Source organism: Herbidospora sp. NBRC 101105 (assembly GCF_030269205.1).
In the GTDB taxonomy this organism is placed as follows: Bacteria; Actinomycetota; Actinomycetes; order Streptosporangiales; family Streptosporangiaceae; genus Herbidospora; species Herbidospora solisilvae.
The window spans coordinates 1,284,448-1,309,452 of sequence record NZ_BSSX01000001.1; the positions used below are offsets into that span (position 1 = coordinate 1,284,448).

General features: G+C 71.3%; 19 protein-coding genes. 5 read left to right on the top strand and 14 right to left on the bottom strand.

Annotated elements, in window-relative coordinates; translation table 11 throughout:
• Positions 1-37: 37 nt before the first annotated feature.
• Entirely contained in the window at positions 38-1,246 is a 1,209-nt protein-coding gene (locus tag QSK34_RS05740; RefSeq protein WP_285580714.1) for a pentapeptide repeat-containing protein, read from the bottom strand.
• Between the two features lie 345 nt (positions 1,247-1,591).
• Between QSK34_RS05740 and QSK34_RS05745 the strand changes: the two genes are divergently transcribed.
• Positions 1,592-1,957 (top strand): thioredoxin family protein, encoded by a 366-nt coding sequence (locus tag QSK34_RS05745; RefSeq protein WP_161478231.1) that lies wholly within the window; start codon positions 1,592-1,594, stop codon positions 1,955-1,957.
• A 53-nt stretch (positions 1,958-2,010) separates the two neighbouring features.
• On the opposite strand, the gene QSK34_RS05750 is transcribed toward QSK34_RS05745, so the two are convergent.
• Both QSK34_RS05750 and QSK34_RS05755 read right to left on the bottom strand, forming a co-directional pair.
• A complete protein-coding gene (locus QSK34_RS05750; protein ID WP_030453141.1) occupies positions 2,011-3,345 on the bottom strand; it encodes a class II 3-deoxy-7-phosphoheptulonate synthase in 1,335 nt (444 codons plus the stop codon).
• Positions 3,346-3,396: 51 nt separating this feature from the next.
• Entirely contained in the window at positions 3,397-4,614 is a 1,218-nt protein-coding gene (locus QSK34_RS05755; protein ID WP_285580723.1) for an FAD-dependent oxidoreductase, read from the bottom strand.
• A gap of 43 nt (positions 4,615-4,657) precedes the next feature.
• Here QSK34_RS05755 and sigK point away from each other — a divergent pair, with 43 nt between their 5' ends.
• Positions 4,658-5,248, top strand: a complete 591-nt coding sequence (gene sigK, locus QSK34_RS05760) for an ECF RNA polymerase sigma factor SigK (RefSeq protein ID WP_502875354.1) — start codon at positions 4,658-4,660, stop codon at positions 5,246-5,248.
• Positions 5,245-5,958: an anti-sigma factor gene (locus QSK34_RS05765; protein ID WP_285580729.1), complete on the top strand. Its 714-nt coding sequence runs from the start codon at positions 5,245-5,247 to the stop codon at positions 5,956-5,958. Before sigK ends, QSK34_RS05765 begins: the two co-directional genes overlap by 4 nt.
• A gap of 10 nt (positions 5,959-5,968) precedes the next feature.
• Here the strand turns inward: QSK34_RS05765 and QSK34_RS05770 are convergent, their stop codons facing one another.
• The 11 genes from QSK34_RS05770 to QSK34_RS05820 form a co-directional block, all read right to left on the bottom strand.
• Entirely contained in the window at positions 5,969-8,620 is a 2,652-nt protein-coding gene (locus QSK34_RS05770; RefSeq protein WP_285580732.1) for a trypsin-like peptidase domain-containing protein, read from the bottom strand.
• 16 nt (positions 8,621-8,636) lie between these two features.
• Positions 8,637-8,939, bottom strand: coding sequence for a trypco2 family protein (locus QSK34_RS05775; RefSeq protein ID WP_161478225.1), 303 nt, complete (start codon positions 8,937-8,939; stop codon positions 8,637-8,639).
• A 145-nt stretch (positions 8,940-9,084) separates the two neighbouring features.
• On the bottom strand, positions 9,085-10,065 hold the full coding sequence (locus tag QSK34_RS05780) for a phosphotransferase family protein (RefSeq protein WP_285580740.1): 981 nt from the start codon (positions 10,063-10,065) through the stop codon (positions 9,085-9,087).
• A gap of 3 nt (positions 10,066-10,068) precedes the next feature.
• Positions 10,069-10,947, bottom strand: coding sequence for an aldose 1-epimerase family protein (locus QSK34_RS05785; RefSeq protein WP_161478223.1), 879 nt, complete (start codon positions 10,945-10,947; stop codon positions 10,069-10,071).
• A gap of 144 nt (positions 10,948-11,091) precedes the next feature.
• A complete protein-coding gene (locus QSK34_RS05790) occupies positions 11,092-12,390 on the bottom strand; it encodes a GH1 family beta-glucosidase (protein WP_285580741.1) in 1,299 nt (432 codons plus the stop codon).
• A 74-nt stretch (positions 12,391-12,464) separates the two neighbouring features.
• Entirely contained in the window at positions 12,465-13,550 is a 1,086-nt protein-coding gene (locus QSK34_RS05795; protein WP_161478221.1) for a 2-oxo acid dehydrogenase subunit E2, read from the bottom strand.
• Positions 13,547-14,518 carry an alpha-ketoacid dehydrogenase subunit beta gene (locus QSK34_RS05800; protein WP_285580745.1) on the bottom strand — a complete coding sequence of 324 codons (972 nt, stop codon included), beginning with the start codon at positions 14,516-14,518 and terminating at the stop codon, positions 13,547-13,549. The genes QSK34_RS05795 and QSK34_RS05800 overlap by 4 nt, the downstream gene beginning before the upstream one ends.
• Positions 14,515-15,426, bottom strand: a complete 912-nt coding sequence (locus QSK34_RS05805; RefSeq protein ID WP_285580747.1) for a thiamine pyrophosphate-dependent dehydrogenase E1 component subunit alpha — start codon at positions 15,424-15,426, stop codon at positions 14,515-14,517. The genes QSK34_RS05800 and QSK34_RS05805 overlap by 4 nt, the downstream gene beginning before the upstream one ends.
• Positions 15,423-16,643 carry a glycosyltransferase gene (locus QSK34_RS05810; protein ID WP_285580749.1) on the bottom strand — a complete coding sequence of 407 codons (1,221 nt, stop codon included), beginning with the start codon at positions 16,641-16,643 and terminating at the stop codon, positions 15,423-15,425. Before QSK34_RS05810 ends, QSK34_RS05805 begins: the two co-directional genes overlap by 4 nt.
• Positions 16,640-16,963, bottom strand: coding sequence for a phosphopantetheine-binding protein (locus QSK34_RS05815; RefSeq protein ID WP_030453153.1), 324 nt, complete (start codon positions 16,961-16,963; stop codon positions 16,640-16,642). Before QSK34_RS05815 ends, QSK34_RS05810 begins: the two co-directional genes overlap by 4 nt.
• The gene (locus QSK34_RS05820) at positions 16,960-22,320 is read right to left on the bottom strand and encodes a non-ribosomal peptide synthetase/MFS transporter (RefSeq protein WP_285580753.1); all 5,361 of its coding nucleotides are present in this window, start codon (positions 22,318-22,320) and stop codon (positions 16,960-16,962) included. The genes QSK34_RS05815 and QSK34_RS05820 overlap by 4 nt, the downstream gene beginning before the upstream one ends.
• A 553-nt stretch (positions 22,321-22,873) precedes the next feature.
• On the opposite strand from QSK34_RS05820, the gene QSK34_RS05825 reads away from it, so the two are divergent.
• Together QSK34_RS05825 and QSK34_RS05830 are read left to right on the top strand one after the other, a co-directional pair.
• Positions 22,874-24,094: a glycosyltransferase gene (locus tag QSK34_RS05825; RefSeq protein WP_285580755.1), complete on the top strand. Its 1,221-nt coding sequence runs from the start codon at positions 22,874-22,876 to the stop codon at positions 24,092-24,094.
• A complete protein-coding gene (locus QSK34_RS05830) occupies positions 24,091-24,993 on the top strand; it encodes a TauD/TfdA family dioxygenase (protein WP_285580757.1) in 903 nt (300 codons plus the stop codon). Before QSK34_RS05825 ends, QSK34_RS05830 begins: the two co-directional genes overlap by 4 nt.
• Positions 24,994-25,005: the final 12 nt, after the last annotated feature.

Below are 25,005 nucleotides of genomic sequence, written 5' to 3' on the forward strand. Positions count from 1 at the left end.
CGTTCGCCAGGCTATGGGAGGACTCGTGGGGGTCGCATCAGGGCGAACCCTGATCCGTCCCGGACGAGTGGGCCCACGTCCCGCCCTGCGTGACCGCCGGGCGGGGGTGTCGGTTCTGCTGCTGGGGGGTGGACGACCACAGCGCCGCCGCCACCGCCACCAGGGCGAGCAGCGCCACCCACGACACGCGGCTGAAGAACGTGCGCCGCAGGGGCGGCCAGCTGAACCGGAGTTGCCGCCGGCCGCCGGGGCTGGCCGCGAACACGCAGTCGCGCAGCCGCAGCCGGTCGGCGTTCACCACGCCGGGCAGGTGGCAGCGGGTCAGGTCGGCGCCCTCGATGGTCAGGTCGTCGGCGTCGAGAGCGGCGATCGACAGGACCCTGATCGGGCCGCCCTTGCGCCCGACCTTCGACCGGCCCCGGCTGGTCAGGCCGGTCAGGTCGAGGTCGGCGTCGCCCGCCCGCACGGTCAGGCGGCCGAGCACCCGCGCCTCGGAGAGGTCGACCGGACAACCCGTGACGTGGAGCTCCACCGGGCCGGACGCCCTGGCCTGGGTCAGCGCCAGATGGCGGCCCACCACGGCGGGGGCCAGGAACGCCTTCGCCCCGAACCTGACCGACTGGAACCCGGCCGCGCCCTCGAACGCGGTCTTCAGGAACGACACCGGGCGCGAGAACCGGGCGCCGCGAAAGGTCGCGTCGCCGTGGAACCTGGCCTGGTCGAAGGAGCTGAAGCCGTGGAACTCGGCCCGGCGGAACGACGCCGAACCGAAGCACGCCTCGCCGAAGAGGGCGTCACTGGCGACGGCGGACTCGTCCATCGAGAGGTGGCCGCGCACGCGGGAGCCGTACAGGGAGATTTCCCGGCCGAAACGCACGCCCTTGAATGAGACATTTCCCCTGAAACGGGTGTTGAAGAACGACGCGAGCGCGTCGAACCGGGCTTCGTCGAACGACGCGTCGCCATTGAAAGTGACGTCGCCGAAACGGGCGGGGGAACAGAACACGGCCTGGTCGAAACGGGCCCGGCCGACGACGTTCTCCATCGCGGCGAGAATCCGGTCGAGCAGCCCGGCGGGCACGGTCGTGCCGCGCAGGTCGAGGGCCTGCCCCGGCGTCAGCGTGGCGAGGTGGGCTTCCAGTTCTTCGGCTTCCAGGTGGGTCAGGCAGCGGTTGTACGGCTGCCGCGTCACCCCTACGCAATCGGCGCTCGTGGCGCAGGTGCTCCAGGAAAGGAGTTGCCTCATGCCCAAAGGCTTACCCACGATCGGCAATTCTTCCGGCCCTTTTCGGGCTGCCTGTCAAATGTGTCGTCGTTGCCACCCCGGGAACGGAAAACGGCCCCGGACGTGTCGTCTCGGGGCCGTTTCGCTCATTCGGTGCTCAACTGGGTGATGCGTGGGGGGCGAAGGGTGCTGAGAATCTCGTCGGAGCAGTTGCACGAGCCGCAACCGGGGATCATGGAGGCCTCCTGCCGTCGTCGGGACGCGGGACGTACCCACGGGTGCGACCGGGCAACCTGACCGGCGTGATAGGCCTTGGAATGCGGTGGGGCCCAATCGGGTTGCACCCCGAGAGGAAAGGAGTCGCGAGTGGCGACCATCGAGGTAACCGAGAGCAACTTCAACGAGATCGCCGACGACGGCATCGTCCTGCTCGACTTCTGGGCGGAGTGGTGCGGGCCGTGCAAGTCGTTCGGCCCGATCTTCGAGAAGGCGTCGGCCAAGCACGACGACATCACGTTCGGCAAGATCGACACCGAGGCCCAGCCGGCCCTGGCCCAGGGGTTCGACATCACGGCGATCCCGACCATCATGGCCATCCGTGACGGCATCGTGGTCTTCGCCCAGCCCGGCGCCCTCCCCGCCCCCGCGCTCGACGACCTGATCACCCAGGTCCGCGCCCTCGACATGGACGCGATCCGGGCCGAGATCAGCGCGGAGATGAAGAAGAACTAGTCCGGCCAGACGAAAAAGGCCCCCGAGCCGGGGGCCTTTCGCGTTTCCCTGGGTCAGTCGCCCCGGTAGAGCTCCGCCACCCGGAACGCCAGGTCGAGCGACTGCGACCGGTTCAGCCGGGGGTCGCAGGCGGTCTCGTAGCGCAGCGCCAGGTCCTCTTCGAGGATCTGGTGGCCGCCGCCGACACACTCGGTCACGTCGTCGCCGGTGAACTCGATGTGGATGCCGCCGGGGTGGGTGCCCAGCGCGCGGTGGACCTCGAAGAAGCCGGTCACCTCGTCGAGCACGTCGTCGAGGCGCCGGGTCTTGAAGCCGCCGCTCGCCTCGAAGGTGTTGCCGTGCATCGGGTCGCAGATCCACGTCACCACGGCGCCGCTCGCGGTCACCTTCTCGACCAGCGGCGGCAGGGCGTCGCGGACCTTCCCGGCGCCCATGCGGCTGATGAAGGTCAGCCGGCCCGGCTCGTTGGACGGGTTGAGCTTCTCGACCAGCGTCAGCGCCTCGTCGGCGGTCGTGGTCGGGCCCAGCTTGACCCCGATCGGGTTGCGGATCTTGCTGAAGAACTCGACGTGGGCGTGGTCGAGCTGGCGGGTGCGCTCGCCGATCCAGACCATGTGGGCCGACACGTCGTAGGGAAGGCCCGTGCGGCTGTCGATGCGGGTCATCGCGTGGTCGTAGTCGAGGATCAGGGCCTCGTGGGACGAGTAGAACTCGACCGTGTGGAACTCCGCAGGCTCGGCGCCGCAGGCGCTCATGAAAGCCAGCGCCTGGTCGATCTCCCGGGCCAGCCGCTCGTAGCGCTGACCGGCCGGGGAACCGGCCACGAAGTCCTGGTTCCAGGCGTGGACCTGCCGCAGGTCGGCGTAGCCGCCCTTGGTGAAGGCGCGCGCCAGGTTCAGCGTCACCGCCGAGGAGTGGTAGGCCCGCAGGAGACGGCCCGGGTCGGGCACGCGGGAGGCCTCGGTGAACTCGAAGCCGTTGACCATGTCGCCCCGGTAGGCCGGCAGCTCGACGCCGTCGCGGGTCTCGGTGTTCTTCGACCGCGGCTTGGCGAACTGCCCGGCGAGCCGGCCGATCTTGACGACGGGCACCCGCCCGGCGTAGGTCAGCACGATCGCCATCTGGAGCAGCGTCTTGATCTTGTTGCGGACGTTGTCGGCGGTGGCGCCGGCGAACGTCTCGGCGCAGTCACCACCCTGCAGGACGAACGCCTCGCCGCGCGCGACCGCCGCCAGCTCGTCTTTCAGCCGGTCGCACTCCCCGGCGAAGACCAGCGGCGGCAACCCGCGCAACTCGGTGACCACATCGTCGAGCGCGCCGCGGTCGGGCCACTCGGGCTGCTGGGCGGCGGGCAGGTCACGCCAGGTGTCGAGGTTGAGTGCGCTCACGACATACGAGGTTATCGTTCCTCGTCCCGAGGACCGGCCTGCCATGTCCATTCAGTGAGATGAGCGTACGTGCTCGGGCCGGAATCCCAGCCCGATGGCGCGGCCGAGGAGGCGGCGTACCGGCGCCGGGATCTTACGCGCGGCGGCGCCGATGGAGCCCGCATCGGCGTCACCGGCGAGGACGCGGGCGATGATCCGGTTCTGCACCTGCACCTGGACGGCCTGGGTCGCGGCCGTCGGGTACCACCGCCGGCGGCGCAGTTTCGCCAGGAGAGAAGCCGGCACGGGATCGAGCACCGGCCGCCGGTTCTCCTGGGCCCGGGCCAGCGGACCGGCGAGGAGGTTCCCGGCCGCGATGGCGTCCTGGATCGCCAGGTTGATGCCGACCCCGCCGATCGGCGACATCGCGTGGGCGGCGTCGCCGATGATCAGCAGGCCCGGCAGATGCCACCTCGGCAGCCGGTTGACGACCACGGTCAGCAACTGGACGTCGTCGAAGGTGACCTCGCTGGTGTCGAGGTAGGGGAGCAGGCCGGTGATGCTCGACCGGAAGTCGTCCAGGCCGGCCGCCTTGAGGTCGTCGAACCCGCCCTTCGGGATCAGGTAGGCCATCTGCCAGTAGTCGCCCCGGTTGAGCGAGACCAGCGCCGTGCCCCGCCCCGGCCGCAGGAACACGTCGTCGGGATGCCCGTCGTGGCGGGGCAGCCGGAACCAGAGCACGTCCATCGGCGCGCCGATGTCGACCGGCTCGAAGCCGACGGCCGCCCGCAGGTCGCTGTGCCGCCCGTCGGCGGCCACGGTCAGCGCGGCCCGGATCTCCGTCTTCGTGCCGCCGGACTCGACCACGACCCCGCGGACCGCGTCGCCGTCGCGGATCACGTCGACGGCCCTGTGCTCCATGAGGAGCCGGAAGTTCGGGTATCGGCCGGCGGCGGTGGTGATCAGTTTGAGGAAGTCCCACTGCGGCACCATGGCCAGCCGCCGGTGCCGGCCCGGCAGCCCCCGGAAGTCGGCCATCGGGATGAACTCGTCGCCCGTGTAGAGGGCGAAGTACTCGAAGGAGCGGTGCGGGATGGCCTCGAACTCCTCCAGCAGCCCCAGTTCGTCGAGGACCTGGATCGTCGAGGGATGGATCGTGTCGCCCCGGAAGTCCCGGAAGAAGTCGGCGTGCTTCTCCAGCAGGACGACCTCGATCCCCGCCCGCGCGAGCAGCAGCCCCAGCATCGCCCCGGCGGGCCCGCCGCCCGCGATCACCACGGTGGTTTCCATATTCCCGTCCTACCCGGGCAATCCACGGGGCAGGCGGCGGCGAATGGGGTTCGTGAACGATGTCGTGCCCATATCCGTCACGGGCCGCAGTCCCGAGCTCGACGAGCTGCTGGTCCGGGTCGCCCGCGGCGACGAGACGGCGTTCGAGCGCCTGTACGACCGGCTGATCGCCTCGGTGTTCGGGCTGATCCGCCGGGTCGTGCGCGACCGGGCCCAGGCCGAGGAGGTCGCCCAGGAGGTCATGGTCGAGGTGTGGCGGACCGCCGCCCGCTTCGACCCGGCCCGCGGCGGCGCCATGGCCTGGGTGATGACCGTGGCCCACCGGCGTGCCGTCGACCGGGTCCGCTCCGCGCAGGCCTCCTCCGACCGCGAGGACCGGGTGGCCCGGATGGGCGGCGAGGTCGCCTACGACCACGTGGCCGAGACCGTGACCACGCGGCTGGAGGGCGAACGGGTCCGCCGCTGCCTCGACGGCCTGACCGAGCTGCAGCGCCAGGCCGTCACGATGGCCTACTACGGGGGATACAGCTATCCCGAGGTGGCCGGCCTGTTGAAGGTCCCCTTGGGGACGGTCAAGACGCGGATGCGCGACGGTCTGGTCCGGCTGCGCGACTGCATGGGGGTGGAGCGGTGAACGACGAGATCCACACCCTGTCCGGGGCCTACGCCCTGAACGCCCTGCCGCTCCGCGAACTCGGCGAGTTCGAGGGCCACCTGTCGAGGTGCGAGGCCTGCACGATCGAGGTCCGCGGCCTCCAGGAGACGGCCGCCCGCCTGGGCGCCGCGGTGGCCGAGGCGCCGCCCCGGGCGCTGAAGTCGCGGGTGATGGCCCAGATCGCGGAGGTCCGCCAGGAACCGCCCCCGATCGAGGAGGAGCCTCCCGCGGCCGTCGTGCCGCTGCGCCGCCGCCCCGGGCGGTGGGCGCTGGCCCTGGCCGCCGTCTCGGCCGCCGCGGCGGTGTCGGTCGGCGTCGTCGCGGTCAACGAGATCCGCTCCCGCGACGCCTCGATCGAGGAGACGCAGAGCCTGCTCGCCGCGCCCGACGCCGTGGTCCGCAGGGTCGCCATGACGGGCGGGGGATCGGCGACGGTGGTGGCCTCCGAGAGCCGCGGGAAGGTGATGTTCACCTCCGACCTGCCGGCGCTCGATCCGTCCCGGACCTACCAGCTCTGGACCATCGGCGGGGAGCGGATCCGCTCGGCGGGGCTGGTCGAGGGCGGCGGCGTCCGGACGGCGACGGTGGACCTGCCGCCCGGGACCGACCACTTCGGGGTGACGGTCGAACCGGCGGGCGGCTCCGAGCAGCCGACGACGGAGCCGGTCATGCTCGCGAAGGTGGTGTGAGCGCCGGTTCTCAGCCGATGTCGGCCAGGGTCGCGCGCAGGCTGTTCAGGAGATCGGGGTTGCCGATGCCCTGGGCCAGCGTGAGGCCCTCCCCGGCGGCCGTGCGGGCGGACGCCAGGTCGCCCGCCGACAGGTGGAGGCGGGCGAGGTGGTGGAGCAGGGTCACCTGGCCCGCCGTGTTGCCGATCAGGCGCTGGTGGTCCAGGGCCCGGGTGAGCGCCGAGGTGCCCTGCGCGAACTGACCGGCCCCGCCGTAGGCCAGGCCCAGGTGGAGCAGGGTCCAGGCGACCTGGTTCTGGTCGCCGAGGGCGACGCTGAGCTCCAGGCCCGCCATGGAGACCTCGATGGCCTCGGTGTGGCGGCCCATCCCCCGGTAGGCGTCGGCCATGTGGGCGATCACCCAGATCTCGGCGTGGGCGTCGCCGTTGGCCTGATGGATCGCGCGGGCGCGGGCGTACTGGACGAGGGCGTCCTCCTGGCGGTCGCGGTCGCAGAGGTAGTCGCCGTAGTGGACCAGCGTCCAGAGCTCGGCCTCCTGATCGCCGCGCGCGGCGGCGCCGGCCAGGGCCCGGTCGTACAGGTCGGCGACGCCGTCGAAACGGCCGCGTTCGCGGCGCACCAGCGCCAGGTGGACGAGCAGGTGCACCTCGGCCTGGGCGTCGCCGTCCTCGCGGGCGGCGTCGACGGCCAGGGCCAGCGCGTCGTCGGCGTCCGCCAGGAGGCCGCGATACTTGAGCATGTCGCGCAGCGCCCAGGCGAGCCGGTGGGTGTCACGCCAGAGCCCGTCGTGGTGCGCCTGCCGGAGCACGGCCAGCGCGTTGACCCGTTCGGCCGACAACCAGGCCATCGCCGCCGGGTCGGCCTGGTCCTCCGGCCAGTCGGCGCGCAGGGCGACGGCGGTGTCGGCGTACCAGCGGGCGCATCGGGCGAAGGCCTCGGCGGCGGCCTCCGGGGGGTCGTCCAGTTCGGCCATCTCGCGGGCGAAGGCGCGGACCAGGTCGTGGAAGACGAATCGGTCGCGGACCATCATGAGCTGCGCGTCGACCAGCGTGCCCAGGTGCCCGTCCGCCTCGGCGGCGCTCACGCCCAGCGCGGCCCCCGCGGCGTCGGGGCCGTAGTCGGCCAGCGGCAGGACGGCGAGCAGGCGGAACGCGCGGGCCGTGTCAGGTGGCAGGCCCGCGTAGCTGACGGCCAGGCTCGATCCGACGCCGCGCTGGCCGTCTTCGAACTCGTTCAATCTGGCTCCGGAGCTTCGCAGGCCGAGTTTCAGTTGATCGGCCAACTGCCCCAGAGGCAGCCGCGCATGCCGGGGCAGCACCATCCGGGTGCCCACGATGCGGGTGGCCAGCGGCAACCCCGCCAGTTGGCGGGCGACGGCGCGGGCCGCCTCGGGGTCGGCGTCCAGCCGGTCGGCTCCGACGATGCGCTCCAGCAGCACCAGGCTGTCGGCGTCGCTCATGGGCGCGACCATGATCCGGCGTGCGCCGTCGACGCCGGCGAGCACCGACCTGCTGGTGACGAGGGTCAGGCAGCCGTCGCCGTAGGGCAGCAGCGACTCCACCTGCTCGGCGCTGACCGCGTTGTCCAGCACCAGCAGGCAGCGGCCCCGCCGGAGCGCGGCCTGGTAGGCGAGCCCGCGCCCGCTCCTGGGCACCTCCTCGTCGGACAATCCGATCTTGCGGAAGAACTGCAGGTACGCGTCGTCCTCGGCCGGGCCCAGGTCGAGGTGGACGCGGGCGTGGCCGTAGAACGGCGCGGCCAGATGGGCGGCCTGGTTGGCGAGCGTGGTCTTGCCGACGCCGCCCATCCCGTAGAGCACGACGATCTGACTGGGATCGGCCTCGCCCTGGGCCCGGGCGATCTCCATGATCGCGGAGAGCGCGTCGGAGCGGTCGGTGAAGTCGGCCAGCCGCCGGAGCAGGGCCACATGTCCGGCCGGGCGGGTGACGGCGCGGGCCGGCGCGGGCGGCACGGGCAGCACGGCCAGCTCACGGGGGTCGCCCAGGCCCAGGACGCCGCTCCAGGCCTCGGCCTCCTCGGCGCCCAGTTCGGCGACGGCCGTGATCGGCACCACGGTGAGCGAGGACTCGCCCTCGGCCAGGTGGTGTTCGGCCACCACGCCGATCACGTGGTCGCCCAGGCGGGGGTGCCGGGCGAAGACCACCGCGCCGGACATGCCCGCCCATTCCGACTCCGCCAGGTTGCCGCCCGGAATCGGGCGGGGGCTGTCGCGCACCCGGAACTGCACCAGCCCGCCGATGCGGTTCGCGCCCGGCGGGATCTCCCCGTGCACGTGGGCGGTCTCCCGCACTCCGCCGGTGACCTTGAACCGGGGGAAGCCCACCGCCCAGCAGTCGCCGACCAGGTCGGCGCTGGTCCGGTCGAGTGCCGCGAACGGGGGACGGCCCAGGTCGCCGGGCTCGGCGGAGCCGTCGACCTGGAGCAGCGCCAGGTCGAGCCGGGGAGCCGCCGACCGCAGCAGGAGCGCGGGCCGTTCACGGCGGTCCTGGAAGCGGACCGACAACCCGCCGGTCCGCGACACGTTGTGCGCGGCGGTGAGGACCAGGCCGGGGGCGAGCAGGAACCCCGAGCCGACCTGCCAGCGCGGCCTGACCTGAGGACCGCGGTCGTGGAGCACCTCCACCGCGCGGTCGACCGTCACCCGGTTCATCGGGGCGTCAGGGCTTGACGTCGTAGCCCTGGGTGACCTTCACCGGGTCGCCGTTCACGTCGACCGGCGGTTCCAGGGTGATGGTGATCTTCTGGATCTCCTCGGCGGCGTAGGTTCCCTTGCCGTCGAGTTCGACGACCCAGAATTTCACCTTTCCCCCGGTTTCTCCGGATTTGGTGACGCCGACGTGGAACTCGATCTGGGTCTGCCCGATGGGGAAACGGAATGGCGAATCATCGCCTTCGGTCATCGCGGCCAGAAGCTCCGCACGTAATGAGGCGATCGCCGCCGCAAGACCGATCTGTCCCATTCGCCGCTCCAGAAAAGGCGTTGGACATCGCCGACCGTTCGATTCTCCCGATCGCGGAAACCCGTGGTCAAGAGGATTCACCCGGCGGAGAAACGCGGAACGGCGGGGCGTATTCGTAATCGCCCCGCCGTTCGCCGTGGATCGCCTAACGCGTGAGGACGCCCAGCGCCCGCACCAGCCCGTCGGTCGCCCCGTTGCGCAGCCGGGCGTAGTCGGCCTCCGGGTACTGCCGGGGGCCGTCCTCCACCAGCAGGATCAGGTAGAGGTAGGCCTGGTACATCGCGAACCGCACCCGCGACGTCGGGGTGAAGCCCGCCCGCCCGCCGCCCTCGTGGTAGCCCGCCAGCATCGGGTCGTCGCCCGTCAGGTCGGAGAAGATGGTCGGGGTCACGAAGTCGGCCAGGGGGTCGCCCCAGAAGGCGCGCTCGTGGTCGATCAGCGCCTCGACCGTGCCGTCGGGGTTGAGGAACACGTTGCCCGGCCAGACGTCGAAGTGGACCAGCGCGGGGGTGCGCACGTCGTCGAGGGCGGCCGCGTTGCGGTGGAAGGCGCCGACCAGGTCGAGGATCGTGGCCGGCAGGCGCGTCTCCCACTTCACCGCGTCGTCGAGGATCGCGCCGACCATCTTCAGGAACGCCTCACGCCACGTCTCGCCGGTCAGGCCCGCGTAGGGGTAGCCGAACGTGCCCGAGCCCGGGATGCGGTGGAGGGTGGCCAGGTGGACGCCCATCTCGCGGCGGAGGGCGGCGTCGCGCGCCGGGTCGGGCGCCGCGCGGTTCCACGGCGTGCCCGTGAGCGCCGACAGGATCAGCCAGTCGCCGCCGATCTCGGGGTCGTCGAAACCCGCGTGGAGCAGCGTGGCCATGGGCAGGCCGGTGCCCTGGGCCAGGTGGTAGACCATCGCCTCGGTGCGCAGCAGGTCGCGCTCGTAGGTCAGCAGCGGCAGGTCGGGTGGCGGCCCGACCTTCAGGACGACCTGCGACTCGTCGTCGAGGCCGAGGCGCCAGACGGCGTTGGCGAAGCCGTCGGGCAGTTCCTCGGCCGTCACGACGCCCGCTCCCAGGGCGCCGATGACGAGCGCGTCGAGCTCGGCGGTCGTCAGCGACCGCTTCGTTTTGCTGTCCATGGGTCAGGCCGCCGAGATCGTCCAGCTCGCCTCGTGCGTGTCGCCGGGCTTGAGGACGATCAGGTCGGTGCCGCTGTTGTAGGCGTCGGGCGGGCAGGTCATCGGCTCCACCGCGACGCCCTTGTAGCCCAGGCCCACGCCGTTGCAGACCTGGACCCACGGCAGGGACTCGTGGTCCCACGTCACGGCCACGCCGCCGCCGGGGCCGCTCACCACGACGCGGCCCTCGGTCAGGGCGGTGTAGGCGTGGTCGATCGCGACCTGGCCCAGCACGTGGGGCTCGCGGAAGTCGTAGTCGGTGCCGTCGACCGCGACCAGCTCCGTGGGGGCGAGCAGCTCGTCGGTCAGGAACACCTTCCCCGCGGGGAGGGACAGCGTGTATTCGGTGACGTCGGGGCCGGCCAGCAGCCACGGGTGGGGACCGCAGCCGTAAGGGGCGGGGGCCTCGCCGATGTTCTCGGCCTTCAGCGTGGTCGTCAGGCCCGACTCGTCGAGCACGTACGTCGTGGTCAGGGCGAGCCGGTGGGGGTAGCCCTGGTGGGGCTCCAGCGTGTAGGTCATGACCGCCGACGAGCGGTGGTCTTCGATCGCCGTGAACTCCACGCACGACCAGTGGGCGTCGGAGACGAAGCCGTGCAGGGCGTGGCCCCGGTCGGGCTCGTTCACGGGCAGCTCGAAGCATTCGTCGGCGAAGACGTAACGCGCGCCGACGACCCGGTTGGGCCACGGGGCGAGCAGGGTGCCGTTGTAGAACTCGATCGGCCCGTCGACGGGACGGCTCGGGATCAGGTCACGTCCTCCGTGCGTGAGGGCTGACACGGCGCCGCCGAGTTCGGTCAGCTCCGCGCGGTAGCCGCCGCCGAGGAGGGTGTACTGGGGCACGGGGGGTGTCCTTTCTCCGAGAGACAAGGTCAAGGGTATGCGCCACGCGATCGGCCCAGCTCGGCAGCCTCCTGGCCACCCGAGTGGGAGCGCTCCCACAACCTAGTGTGAATTGAGCCGGTGAGTCAACGAAAAAGCGGCAGGTCACCGTAGTTCGCCGGTCTCGATAAGGTCCCGGTACCAAAGGGCGCTGTCTTTCGGAATTCGTTTCTGCGTCGCGTAGTCGACGTACACGATGCCGAATCGCTGGCTGTATCCCTCGGCCCATTCGAAATTGTCGAGCAGCGACCACACGTGATATCCCTCGACCTTCGCGCCCGCCTTGACGGCCCGGTGCATCGCGCCGATGTGGCCGCGCAGATAATCGATCCGGTCCTCGTCGTGCACGCCGCCGTCGGGGGAGACGGCGTCGTCGGTCGCCAGGCCGTTCTCGGTGATGACGATCGGCACGCCGGGGTGGTCGCGGGTGACGCGCAGCAGGACGTCGTGCAGGCCGTCGGGGTAGTCCTCCAGCCAGCCGGCCACCCTGACCGGGTGGCGGACGACGCGCCGCTGTTCGGCGTCGATGAAGAGCGGCGTGTAGTACTGCACGCCGAGCACGTCCACCTTCTCACTGATGATCTCCATGTCCCCGTCCATGATCATGTCATGCCGGGTCATGGCCTCCTCCGGGTAGGTCCCGTTGAAGACGGGCTCCAGGTAGAGGCGGTTCTCGCGGGCGTCCTGGCGGCGCGCGGCCTCCTTCGCCTCGGGCGAGTCGTCGGCCGGGTAGGTCGGGTGGAGGTTCAGCGCCGGGCCGATGCGGCGGCCGGGGTGGCGGTCGTGCAGGACGCGGCTGGCCAGGCCGTGGGCCAGCAGCAGGTGGTGGCAGGCGACCAGGGCGCGGTCGTCGTCCCGCACGCCGGGGGCGTGGATGCCGGTGCGGTAGCCGCAGTCGACGACGGTCTTCGGCTCGTTGATCGTGAGCCAGTCGCGGACGTGCAGGGCGTCGTACATGATCTCGGCGTACTCGGCGAAGCGGTAGGCCGTCTCGCGGTTCTCCCAGCCGCCCTCGTCCTGGAGGGCCTGGGGGAGGTCCCAGTGGAACAGCGTGACCATCGGGCGGATGCCGGCGCCGACCAGGCCGTCGACCAGGCGCTTGTAGTAGTCCAGGCCCCTGAGGTTGGGGCGGCCGGCGCCGGTCGGCTGGACGCGCGGCCAGGCGACGGAGAAGCGGTAGCTCTCCAGGCCCAGCTCGCGCATCAGCTCGATGTCCTGCTCGAAGCGGTGGTACTGGTCGGCGCCCGGGTCGCCGGTGTCACCGTCCCGCACGTTTCCGGGGGTGGCGGCGAAGGTGTCCCAGACCGACACCCCCCGGCCGTCCTCCTTGGTGGCACCCTCCACCTGGAAGGCGGAGGTGGCCGCCCCCCAGACGAAGTCGCGCGGGAAGCGTACGGACGTCATGGTTCTCCTCGGTCGGTCTGCGGCGCAGGCGCCGGCGGCGCTGAGTGACATCAGCACAAATACACCACGACGCGTTATTCCAACCATCTGCGCGGTTCTTCCAGCAACCGCTTGACCGCTCCGAGGAAGAGCGCGGCGTCCCGGCCGTTCACGACGCGGTGGTCGAAGGCGAGCCCGATCCGCACGGTCTGGCGGACCATGAAACCTTCATCGCCCGGCTGGACCTCCTGCTGCGTCGAGGCGAGCGACAGCGCCGCCACGTGGCCGGGATAGATGATCGGGATCGCGAACTCCACGCCCGCCTCGCTGTGCAGGGTGACCGCGATGTTGGCGCCCTCCAGATCGCGTTCGCGGAAGCTGCCGCGCAGCGCGGTCATCCGGTAGTCCATGAGCTCCCGGGCCACCGCGTCGAGCGGACGCACGTCCGCGTCGCGGACGACCGGGACGAACAGGCCCTTGCCGACGTCGATGGTGACCCCGACGTGCGAGCCCTCCGCGAGCCGGATCCGGCCGTCGCCGAGCCAGGTGGCGAACAGGTGCGGGAACTCCGCCCGCTGGTCGGCCACCGCCTTGACCAGCAGTTCCGACAGCCCGATGAGGGTCCGGGCATGCTTGGACAGGTCGCGGGTGAGCTTGGCGGTGTCGGTCACATCGGCCTTGACCACCGTGAACGCCGCCGGGATGGTCTGGTGCGACAACACGACCACGTCGGCCGCCTGGCGCTGCGCCCTCGGCAGCTCGACGACCTCGCGCGGGTCGGCCAGCGACTCCACGTCCTCGGCCCTGATCACCTTCTTGCCGAGCGCGCGCACCCGGTCGAGGGAGATGCCGTGGCGCTCGATCAGCGCCTGGGCCGGGCGGGTGATCACGACGTCGATCTCCCCGGACTCCAGCGGCGGCACCTCCGGCACGACCGGTTCGGCGACCTCGACCGCCGCGCCGATGGCGGCGATCAGCTCGCCCGGCGCGCAGTCGCCGGAATGGACCCGGATGACCAGTGTCCCGTCGGCCGGGCTCTCCAGTTCCTCCGCCGTCTTCGACGTCTCGATGACCACGAGCGGGTCGCCCTGTTTCACCTCCTGGCCGTCGGCCGCGAGCCATTCCACGAGGATGTAGCTGTCGTCGTTGTTGTTCAGCTTCGGAATGCGGAATTCGGTCATGTGTTGATGGCTCTTCGGATGTCGGCGGGCTGGACGGTGCAGCGGGCCTCGAGGTGCGCGGCCGTCGGGATGATCGAGTCGGGGGCCGAGATGTGCGTGATCGGCGCGGTCAGCCGGCCCCAGAGCCGCTCGTGCAGCAGCCGGGCCACCTCGGCGCCCCAGGTCCCGCCGGCGGTGCCGTCCTCCGCGACGTGCACCCGCCTGGCCGCCGCGAGCACGTCGGCGACCGGGGTCACGTCGAGCGGGTGGAGGCGGGCGGGGACCAGCAGCGTGCAGGCGATCTCGTCCTCCAGCAGCAGGTCGCGCAGGGCGGCCAGGGCGCGGTCGGTGAGGCCGCCCGGGGCCAGCAGCACGTGCTCGGTGTCCCGCTCGGCCCGGATCACCGCCCAGCCGTCGCGCACCTCGAAGGTGTGCAGGCCGTCGCCGCCGCTCAGCATCGGCTTGGTGTAGAGCACCTTGTCCTCGAAGAACACGGCCGGCTTGCCGCTGTCGAAGATCTCGGTGAACAGCCCCCCGGCGTCGTGGAAGGGGCTCATCTCGTACACCGACAGGCCCGGCACGCCGATGAAGTGCTTCTGCAGGCTCTGGCTGTGCGTCGGCCCGTAGCCCCGGCGTCCGCCGGTGGGCAGGCGCACGATCAGCGGCACGTCCACCCGACGGCCGTACATGGTCGTCGACTTGGCGGCGAAGTTCACGAGCTGGTCGAAGGCCAGCGTGGCGAAGTCGCCGAACATGATCTCCACGATGGCCCGGTCGCCGGCCAGGGCCAGCCCGGCGCCGACGCCGACGATGCCCCCTTCGGACAGGGGCGTGGACATCACGCGGGGGCCGAACCGGTCCGACAGGCCCTTGGTGATCTTGAACGCGCCGCCGTACGGATCGGAGACGTCCTCGCCCAGCAGGTGGACCGACGGATCGTTCTCCATCAGCGTGTGCAGCGACCGGTTCAGGTGTTCGGCGACTCTCATGACCACTCCGACAGGGGCCGGGCCAGCACGTTCTCCACCGCGGCGTCGACGAACGCGCGCTCGATCTCCTCCAGCGCCGCCACCTGGGCGGGGAAGTCGCGCGTGTAGTGCGTGTACCAGTCGCCGGCGGCGGCCTCGGCCAGCTCGGCGGCGGTCCGGGTGTCGTCGCCCTTGCTGTGCGGCCCGGCGCGGTGCACCGACGCCTCGAACACCGCGGGGCGCTTCTCCCGCCGCACGTACTCGACCAGCGGCGCCAGCGCCCCGCGCACGACGTTGACGTCGACCGACTCGACGCGTTCGTGCCGCACGCCGAACCCGGCGCAGCGGCCCGCGATCGACCCGGCCAGCTGCGCCTGGGTCGGGGTCGACTGGGCGATCCGGTTGTGCTCGACGACGACCAGCAGCGGGGCGCCCCAGAGCTGGGCCATGTTGAGGGCCTCGTACACCGACCCCTCGCCCCAGGTGCCGTCGCCGATGTACGCGCACGCGATCCCGTCGCCGGTCCGCCGGTGCCTCAGCGCGACCCCGACCGCGACCGGGAGCGACTCGCCCTGGACGCCGGTCGACAGGAACCGCTCGTGGTAGATGTGCTGGCTGCCGCCCACCCCGTTGCAGAGCGCCCCCTCGCGGCCGGTGATCTCGGCCAGCAGGGCGTGCGGCTCGTCGTAGCGGGCCAGGAAGTGGCCGTGCCCCCGGTGGTTGCTGAACACGTGGTCCTCGGGCCGCAGCAGGGCGCTGACCGCGACCGGCACGTGCTCCTGGCCCAGGCAGGTGTGCGTGGTGCCGTTGAGGCGGCCCTGTTCGAACAGGCGCAGCAGGGCCTTCTCGAAGTGCCGGATCCGCAACATGCGTGACAGGTCGGCTTCCGAGACGGGTGTCAGGGTGCGTTCCCGCACCGCTCCGATCATGACTGGGACTCCTTCGCGCGGGCCGCCGCCAGCGCGGCCAGCGCGGCGAGGCGGCGGTTGGGGCGCAGGGCGGTCAGGTGGGTTTCCAGGGCGCCGGCGTCCAGCGACCCGATGAAGTCGAGCGCCGCCTTCCTCGACCGGCGGGACAGGTGGCGGCGCAGCGCCTCGTCGCCCGTCACCGGGTCGAGGGCGTTCAGCCACGGGCCGAGGTCCTGCTCCGGGACGACCGGGACGGGCCTGGCCTGGCCGACCGACTCGTAGCGTTCGATGCCGCGCACCGGCACCGAGTAGGGCACGCCGAGCTTGGCCTCCGACAGGCCGCCGACGGCGCTGGCGATCACCGGGATCCCCCGGGCCATCGCCTCGACACAGGCGTACCCGAAGGTCTCGTCCCACAACGACGGCATGAGCAGGACCTTCGCCCGCGACAGGATGTCGTCGATGTCGTCGGAGGGCTGCCCGATCTCGATGTTGGGCCGCCGCTTGAGCTCGTCGAGGTCGTCGGCGGTGGTGCCCCAGGTCGGCACGGCCAGGAACCGCAGGCCGGGCCGCGCGTCGGCGAGGCCGAGGAGCACGCTCAGGCCCTTGTACCCGCACGGGTTGATCATCGTGATCAGGTCCCCGCCGGGCAGCTCCGCCGGATCTCCGTAAATATGCGGATAAATCAGCGTGGACGAGATGTCGCCCCACTTCTGGAGATACGCACCCGCCGCCTGGCTCACCGCCACGACCGACGCCGCCAGCTTCACCATCCGGGTCCCGGCCGCGCTCGGATAGAACGCCCCGGGCCCGAACGGCAGCTGCTGGAGCGTGTGCGCCAGGTAGACGACCCGCTCCGGGGTCGCCCGCAGCGCGGCCCCGAGCACGATGAGGCCGGGGTCGTCGGACGGGACCAGCGTCCAGTCGGGGGACACCTCGGCGGCCACCTCGCCGATCCGCCCGGCGAGCAGCGAGGCGCGGGTCACCACGTGGGCCCGCACCCCGTTGTACTCGTAGACCAGCACGTCCGGACCGGCCGACGTCACCTCCGCGCCGAGACCCCTGAGATAGGCCACGTGATCGTCGGCGGACGTCGAGCGGAGCTCCCCGCTCATCGGCGCCACGACGTGGCACTCGTGCCCGCGCGCCGCGAGCTGCTCCATCATGATCCGGTTGGACTTGTTCGCCCCGCCGTGGCTGGGCAGGTGGAACATGTTCTGGGCGAGCAGGACTCTCATGCGTTGTCGGCGAGCAGCTCGTTGATCTCGTCGTCCGACATGCCGTCGAGCTGCTTGAGCAGGGCGGCCAGCTCGTCGTCGTCGACGGCCGCGATCCGGCCCTGGTCGATCGCCTTGGACGCCTCCGCGACGGTGAACCCGGACGCGAACAGCACGTCGATGGGTAACTCGACGCCGAACTGCTCCTCCACCCTGGCCAGGAACTGGACCATCGTCAGCGACTGGCCGCCGAGTTCGAAGAAGTCGTCGTCGACCGACGGCGGAGCCTGGCCGAGCAGCTCGGTCCAGATCTCGGCGACGGCGGATTCGGTGGGGGTCATGCGGAGGTTCCCTTCAGTTCTGCGAGACCGACCAAATCGTCGGGTTCGGCGTCCGGGGTGTCCCGGTCGAAGTTCCGGAGCGCCCGGTGCCTCAGTGCGATCACGATCGTGACGGCCATGGCGAGGCCGCAGATCAGGTAGAGCAGGCCGATGCCGCGCCCCTCGCCGACGCCGATCACGGCGCCGACCGTCGAGGCGAGCGCGCCGTCCTCGCGCAGCAGCGGGACGAACACCAGCCCGGCCAGCCAGGCCTGCACGGCCAGGCCGATCGGCTGCGTCGACATGGCCAGCATCTGGTTGATGGCGATCACCCGGGCGTGGTAGCGCTGCGGCACCTTCGAGTGGATGATCGTGATCCAGATGCCGTCGCTGATCGTCATGAACAGCGCCATGCCGGCCGCCCCCACCGCGACCAGCGGCAACCACGGCCGCAGGCCCATCGAGAAGGCGAAGAGCGCCACCACGGCCACGGCCGAGAGCATCCCGAACATCCGGCGGCGGCGCGGGCCGCCCCAGATCGAGATCACGAACCCGCCCGCCACCGCCCCGGCGGCGGCGACCAGGGCCACGGTCCCGGTGTCGCCCAGGTCGCCCATCGAGAGCACCAGCGGCGAGATCATCGTGAACGCGGTGAACAGGAAGAAGTTGACGGCGAACATGGTGATCGCCATCGCCCGCAGGCCCGGCCGCCGCCACAGGTAGCGGAAGCCGTTGCGGATCTCCGCCCCGACCGTCTCCCGGCGCGTCCAGGCCATGGCCTTGGGGAACGGGGTGAACAGGGTGACGGCGACGGCGAACAGGTAGCAGACGACGTTGGCGATCAGGATGCCGTTCAGGCCGATCGCGGCCAGCACCCCGACCGCGAACAGCGGGACCATCAGGCGGCCGATCGCGTTGCCGAGCTGGAGCACGCCGCCGGCGTGGCCGAGATAGTGCTTGGGCGCCAGTTGCGGCACGGCCGACGCCCAGGCCAGGCGTTGCACCGTCAGCGCCACGCTGAGCAGGACGAGGATTCCGTACAGCGCGGGCATCGGGAGGGTGTCGGTGAGCAGCAGCCCCAGCATGAGCGCCTGGAGCCCGAGGCAGGCGCCGTCGCCGATCAGCATCGCCCTGCGCCGGTCGCTCCGGTCGACCAGCGCGCCGACCAGCGGCGAGAGCACCAGGCCGGGCACCAGCGCGATGATGGCGAACAGGCTGAACTGCAGCAGTGAGCCGGTCTTCAGGTAGGCCCAGATCGGCACCGCGAACTCGGTCATGGCCGTGCCCACCATCGACACGGTCTGGCCGGTGGCGACCCGCAGGAACCGGCCCAGCGTGGCCTCGACGGGCGGCTTCTCGCGGGAGACCGCCTCCTTGCGCCACGTCTCGGCGGCGTGGGGGCCGTCGAGGTCGGTGTGGACGGTGGTGACGATGTTCGCCAGTTCCTCGGCGCGGTAGCGCAGGAAGTAGTGGCCGGCCTCGTCGATCACCACGAGCGCCGTCGTCCTGGCGGTGACGTGCCAGTCGCGGTAGCGCTCCTCGTAGAAGTCGGTGATCGGGTCGCGGCTGCCGACGATCGAGATGACCGGGGCGGTCAGCGGGGTCGCGCCCTCGTCGATCAGTTTCGTGAAGTAGGCCTCGCCCGCCTTGGCGTCGGAGCGCATGGTGGTGACGATGCGCTCGACCTCCTCGCCGCCCAGGCCGTCGAGGTCGGCGCCGATCGCGCGCAGCCAGTTGGCCTCGGAGTTGTTGTTCCGCAGCCTGCGGTTGTTGAAGTAGTGCTTGTTCAGCAGGCCGCTCAGGCCCTTGGTCGGGACGGCGAACGGGAAGCTGCCGGCGATGTAGACGGCGTCGATCTCCCGGCCGGCCGTTTCGACGCGGCGGGCGATCTCGGTCGTGAGGGCGCTGCCGACGCAGTGGCCGTACAGCACCAGCGGGCCCTTGACCTTGGCGAGGATCTCCTCGCAGATCCGCTCGGCGGCCTCGTCGAAGGGCAGGATCTCCTCGTCGACGCCGAGCTCGTGCCCGGGGAGGGCGACGGCCTGGAGCGCGATCCCCTTCGGCAGCGCGTCGGCGAGCGCCTGGTAGACGACCGCGCTGCCGCCGCCGTAGGGCACGCAGACCAGGGTCATCGTCGGGGCGGCGATCGGCTTGGTGAGCCGGACCAGCAGGCCCTTCTCCTCCTCCGCCGGCCCGTCGACCAGCGCGGCCAGCGCCGCGACGGTCCGGTTGGCCAGGGCGTCGACCACGCTGATCGGCTTGTCCGGCATCGTCTGGCGGAGCTTGGCGATCATGCGGATGAGCAGCAGCGAGTGGCCACCCAGGGCCATGAAGTCGTCGTCGACGCCGATGGTCTCGACGTTGAGGACCTCTTTCCAGACGCCCGCGATGAGCAGCTCGGTCTCGGTGCTGGGCTCCCGTCCCGCCGTGGCGGTGACCTGGGGGACGGGCAGCGCCTTGCGGTCGACCTTGCCGTTCGCGTTGAGCGGCATGCGGTCGAGCTCGGTGAAGACCACCGGGACCATGTACTCCGGGAGCCGGAGCGCGCAGTGCTCGTCCAGGCCCCGCACCGGTCCGGCGACCGGCACGTAGTAGGCCACCAGCCGTTCCTCGTGCACCGCCGCCACCGCGTCCCGCACGCCCGGATGGTCGAGGAGCGCCGCCCTGACCTCGTCCAGTTCGATGCGGTATCCGCGGATCTTCACCTGGTCGTCGAAGCGGCCGAGGAACGCCACGTTGCCGTCGGGCAGCCAGAGGACCCGGTCGCCCGTCTTGTAGACGCGCTCACCCTCGAACTCCACGAACCGTTCGGCGGTCAGGTCCGGTCGGTTCATGTAGCCGCGGGTGACGCCGACGCCACCGACGTAGAGTTCGCCCGGGACGCCGGCGGGGAGCAGGCGGCGGTGCGGGTCGAGAACGAACATGCGCATGTTGGGCAGCGGCGCCCCGATGGGGACGACCTCGTGGTGCTGCCGGTGGGTGACCGGGTAGACGCACGTGCCGACGGTGGCCTCGGTGGGGCCGTACTCGTTGATCAGCCGTCCGGGGCCGAGGATCTCGAGCCAGCGGTCGGCGAGCGAACCGGGGAGGGCCTCCCCGGCCACGACGATCACCCCGGCCAGCGCGGCGGCGCGGGCGTCGTCGAGCTGGTGGCCCAGCACCTCCAGATGGCCGGGGGTGAGCTTGATGAAGCTGAAGTCGTGGCCGCTGAGGAGCTCGCCGAGCTCGCCCATGTCGAAGTCCTGGTCGAGGACCGTCACGGCCTGGCCGACGACGAGCGGCGCCCACAGGTTGGGCACGACCAGGTCGAAGGCGACCGAGCCGAGCAGCGGCGCGCCGCCCTCGCCCCGGGAGGCGAGCTCCTCGACGGCCCACCACACGTGGTTGACCAGCCCCCGGTGGGTGACCTGGACGCCCTTCGGCTTCCCGGTCGAGCCCGAGGTGAAGATCAGGTAGGCCAGCCGGTCGAGGTCGGGCGCGACGTCGACGGGGGTGGTGTCGCCGTCGACCGAGGCGACGTCGACGACCGTGGGGCCGTCGAACCGGGAGACGTACTTCCGCTCGGTCAGCACCAGCGCCGTGCCCGCCGTCTCCAGCATGTCGGCGATGCGCTGCGGCGGGAACGCCGGGTCCATCGGCACGTACGCCGCCCCCGCCAGCCACACGCCCAGCAGCGACGCGATGAGGTCGGGGGAGCGGTCGAGCAGCACCCCGACCGTGCTCTCCGGCGTGACCCCCTCGGCGAGCAGCCGCCGGGCGATCTGGTTGGCGCGGGCGTGCAACTCGGCGTAGGAGGTGTCCCGGCCGCCGAAGCGGACCGCCGTCGCGGTCGAGTCGCGGTGCTCGGCCAGCAACAAAGGGAGCGCTCTCTCCGGGTACGGCCGCGCCGAGTCGTTCCACGTCCCGAAGATCGTGTCCCGCTCCTCCGGTGTCACCAGGTCGAGCTCGGCCAGCGTGGCCGACGGGTTCGCCGCGATTTGGGCGGCGAGGTGGTGGTAGTGGCCGGCCATGCGGTCGACGACCTCGTCGTCGAGCAGGTCGCGCCGGTAGGTGAAGTCGAGCCCGGTGACCTCGCCGTCGAGGTGGACCAGCAGCGACAACTCGTAGCCCTGGTGGTCGACCTCGTGGTCCCAGATCGAGGCGGTCAGGCCGGGCCAGTCGCCGCGCTGGTCGCGGAAGCCGCGTAAGGAGAAGCTGACCGGCAGCTTCAGGTCGACCGCGTCGGCCAGCACCGACAGCGGCAGCGGGTTGCTCAGCGCGCCGCCGACCGCCGTCCGGATGCGCGCCGCGACCTCGGGGAAGGTCGGATCGCCGGACAGGTCCCCGTGGATCGGCACCGCGTTCACGAAGCAGCCGACGACGCCTTCGAGTTCGCGCCGCCGGCGCCCGCCGTTGGTGGTCGCCAGGGTGACCCCGTCGGCGCCGGTGTAGCGGGCCAGCAGCATCGAGAACACCGCCAGCAGGGCGGTGAACGGCGTCGTGCCCGGCCCGCCGGCGGCCTGCAGCGCGGCGAGGGTGCCCGGGGCGAGCAGGCTCCAGTTGGTGTTCGTACGCCGCCCGCCGGGCGCCGGCCGCTCGCGCCGCACCGGCAGGTCGACCGCTGGGGCTCCGTCGAGCGCGGCCCGCCAGTAGGCGGTGCGCCGTTCGAGCGTGTCAGGGGTCAGCTCGGCTCGCGACCAGGCGGCGTAGTCGGCGTACTGCACCGGCAGGGCGGGCAGCGTGCCCGGCTCCCCGGCGAGAGCCTCCCGGTAGAGCGTCGCCAGCTCGTCGGCCAGGATCCCCATCGACCAGCCGTCGGCGGCGATGTGGTGGCACACGACCAGCAGGGCGTGCGACTCCTCGGCCAGCCGGATGAGCGTGGCGGCCACGACCGGCCCGGTCCGCAGATCGAACCGCCGGGTCACCGCCTCGGCGGTGATCTCCTCGGCCTGGTCGGGCGCGCCGTGGAACTCCAACGGCATGGGGAACGGGTCGAGCACCGTCTGCAGCGGCTCGTCGCCGCTCACGGCCTGGACGTCCGCGGAGGAGCCCGCCACCTGAGCGGCCTGGTCGCCGGGAGTCGCGTAAACCGTACGCAGGCTCTCGTGTCGGGCGATCAGGGCGTCGAGGGCGGCGGTCAGCGCCGGTACGTCGAGCGGGCCGTCGAGCCGCAGCCCCAGAGTGGCGTTGGGGGCCGGGGCCACGCCGTCGAGCTGCGCGCCGAGCCACATCTGCCGCTGCTCGAAGGAGCAGGCGAGGGGGCCCTGGTCGCGCGGGACGACGGGGATGGGGGATTTCGGACGCGCGGTGAGCAGGCGGGCGAGTGCCGCCTGGCGCGCGGGGGAGAGCCCGCCGAGGGAGCTACGGGGCGCGGACTCGGGTGTGGATGTGGACGTCACTGCCACGGAGTGGCCTTTCTTTGAACGGTCCAAGGCAACCCGAAAAAGGCCGGCGCGATAAGCGCCATCCTAATGTTGCGCTGAGTTGCAGAAAGTTGCGGAACCCAATTAACCGTCATGGGAGCGCTCCCACTGCACCCCCACAAGAGATTAATGGAACCTATTCGCCGCGCGCAAGTGCACGCCGCGACCCACCAGGGAATGGCGGCTTACCCGCGAATTACCGATGAGTAAGCGAGTAGCCCTCCTTCGCTCTGTTGTTGTGCAGGTCAGGCATCCGGCAGCAGGATAGTATAGAACTTAAAAAAAGTCACGGCCCTGAGCCTGCCCCACATTCCCGGAGCACTGGAAGCGGTCGTTCCATTATGCGGGATCACCGTTGACAGGAACATGTCGCTACTGCTTCTTTGGTTGCATTCCAGGACGGCATCCGGGAACAAGAGAGCGCTTTCTCAGTCGGAGTATCACCCACCGGCGGCCACCGATGCAAGGGACCAGAAACTTTCATGCGCAGCTCACTGTCAGCCGAAATTCCGGGCGCCGGGCGGGTGGCGTGCCGAGGATAATCGCCGTCACCCATGGCACCGACGGCGACGTGATGCCCTTCGTCCGGCTCGGTGCCGAACTCCGCCGTCAGGGTCACGAGGTCACCCTGATCACGCACGCGCCCTACCGCGCGGCGGCGGCCGGCCTCGACTTCACCGCGATCGACACCGCCGAGCAGTTCGCCCGCCACCAGGCCGACACCGCCCTGCTCATGGACACCCGGAGCGGCCTGGGCTGGCTCGCCTTCTACGAGCGCAACGGCCTGTTCGAGCAGCTCGCCTTCGAGGTCAAGGCCATCGCCGAACGGCACGAGCCGGGCCGCACCGTCCTGGTCGGCCGGCACACCTCGGCCCTGTCGGTCCGGTTCGCCGCCGAACTGCTCGGCTGCCCGGTCGCCTGGGTCGCGGTCTCCCCGATCCAGGTCATGGGCGCCCGCCTGGCCGCCCACATGTACGCGACCGAACTCGCCGACGGCTTCCAGTCCGTCCGCGACGACCTCGGCCTGCCGCCGATAACCGATTGGCATGGCTGGTTCGCCGGCGCCACGATGGACATCGGGCTGTGGCCCCGCTGGTTCGACCAGGCCGGCGCGAAATCCCCGGCGCGATTCGAACTCGCCGGCTTCGCGGTGCCCGACGCCGCCTCCCGGGAAACGTTCTCTGCCGAGGTCGTCGCCGATCGGCCCGTCCTGGTCTCGGGCGGCACCGGGCGCATGCTGAACGAGGCCTTCTACGCCTCCGCCCTGAAAGCGGTCGAGGGATTTCCGGCGGTGGTCGTCACGCCCTATCCCGAATTGTTGCCCGCGCCGCTGCCCGAAGGGGTGCGCTGGTTCGAGCGGTTGCCGTTCGACCAGGTCGTGCCGAATGTCCGGGCGGTCGTGCACCACGGCGGCATCGGCACCCTCACCCGCGCGCTGATGGCCGGCACCCCGCAATTGGTGCTGGCCGACGGCGCCGACCGCCCCGACAACGCCGCCCGGCTCGCCAAACTCGGGCTGGCGAAATGGCTTCCGCCCGGGAAATGGCCCGAGGCGGGGGAGACGCTGCGCGACCTGCTCGCATCGGGGGAGCGGCCGGCAGCACCCGAGGACCTCGACCCGTCGGCGGGCATCACGAGAGCGGCGGCCCTCGTTGCCTCGCTCCTCGGCCCGCCGCGCCCGGTTCGTCCCGTCCTCACGGAATCCCAGCGCGAAGCGCTCCGACGCCACCTCCGAAAAGGATCCCGATGAGCTGGCAACCCCATGAGTTACACGGCGACGGCCGCCCCCTGGCCGACTTCCTGCGCGACACCCCCGTCGACGAGCTGCTGGTCGAGAAGAAGGCCCTGGTCTTCCGCGGCTTCGGCGTGACCGAGGCCACCCTGGACGCGCCGATGGATCTGCTGCTGCCCAACCGGCTGGCCTACGTCCACGGGAACTCCCCGCGCACCAAGGTCGGCCAGAACGTGTACACCTCGACGGAGTACCCCGCCGAGTACACGATCTCCATGCACAACGAGTTGTCCTACGCCGCGTCGTGGCCGTCGCGGCTGATGTTCTTCTGCGCCAAGGCCGCCGAGTCGGGCGGCGCGACGCCGGTCGTCGACGGCGTCACCTGGCTGGAGTCCCTCGACCCGCCGGTCCGGGAGGCGTTCGCCAAGGGCGTGCGCTACACCCAGAACCTGCACGGCGGGATGGGGCTCGGCAAGAGCTGGCAGGAGACCTTCGAGACCTCGGACAAGAAGGCGGTCGAGGCCTTCCTCGACGCCTCCGCCGCCGAGTGGACGTGGCGCTCCGACGGCGGCCTGCGGGTCACCCAGGTCCGCCCGGCCACCACCCGCCACCCCGTGACGGGGGCGGAGGTCTGGTTCAACCAGTCCGACCAGTGGCACCCGGCGTCCCTGGGCGACGAGACGGCGATGATGCTGGCGGAGATCATGCCGCCGGAGGACCTCCCGCAGTCGGTCCAGTACGCCGACGGCACCCCCATCCCGGCCGAGCACGTGATCCAGGTGCGCGACCGCGGGCTGGAGCACGCGGTCGACGTCGACTGGCGGACGGGCGACGTGCTCCTGATCGACAACGTGCTCGTCGGGCACGGGCGCCGGCCCTTCACGGGCTCGCGGCGCGTGCTGGTCGCGATGAGCTGATCACCCAGGACG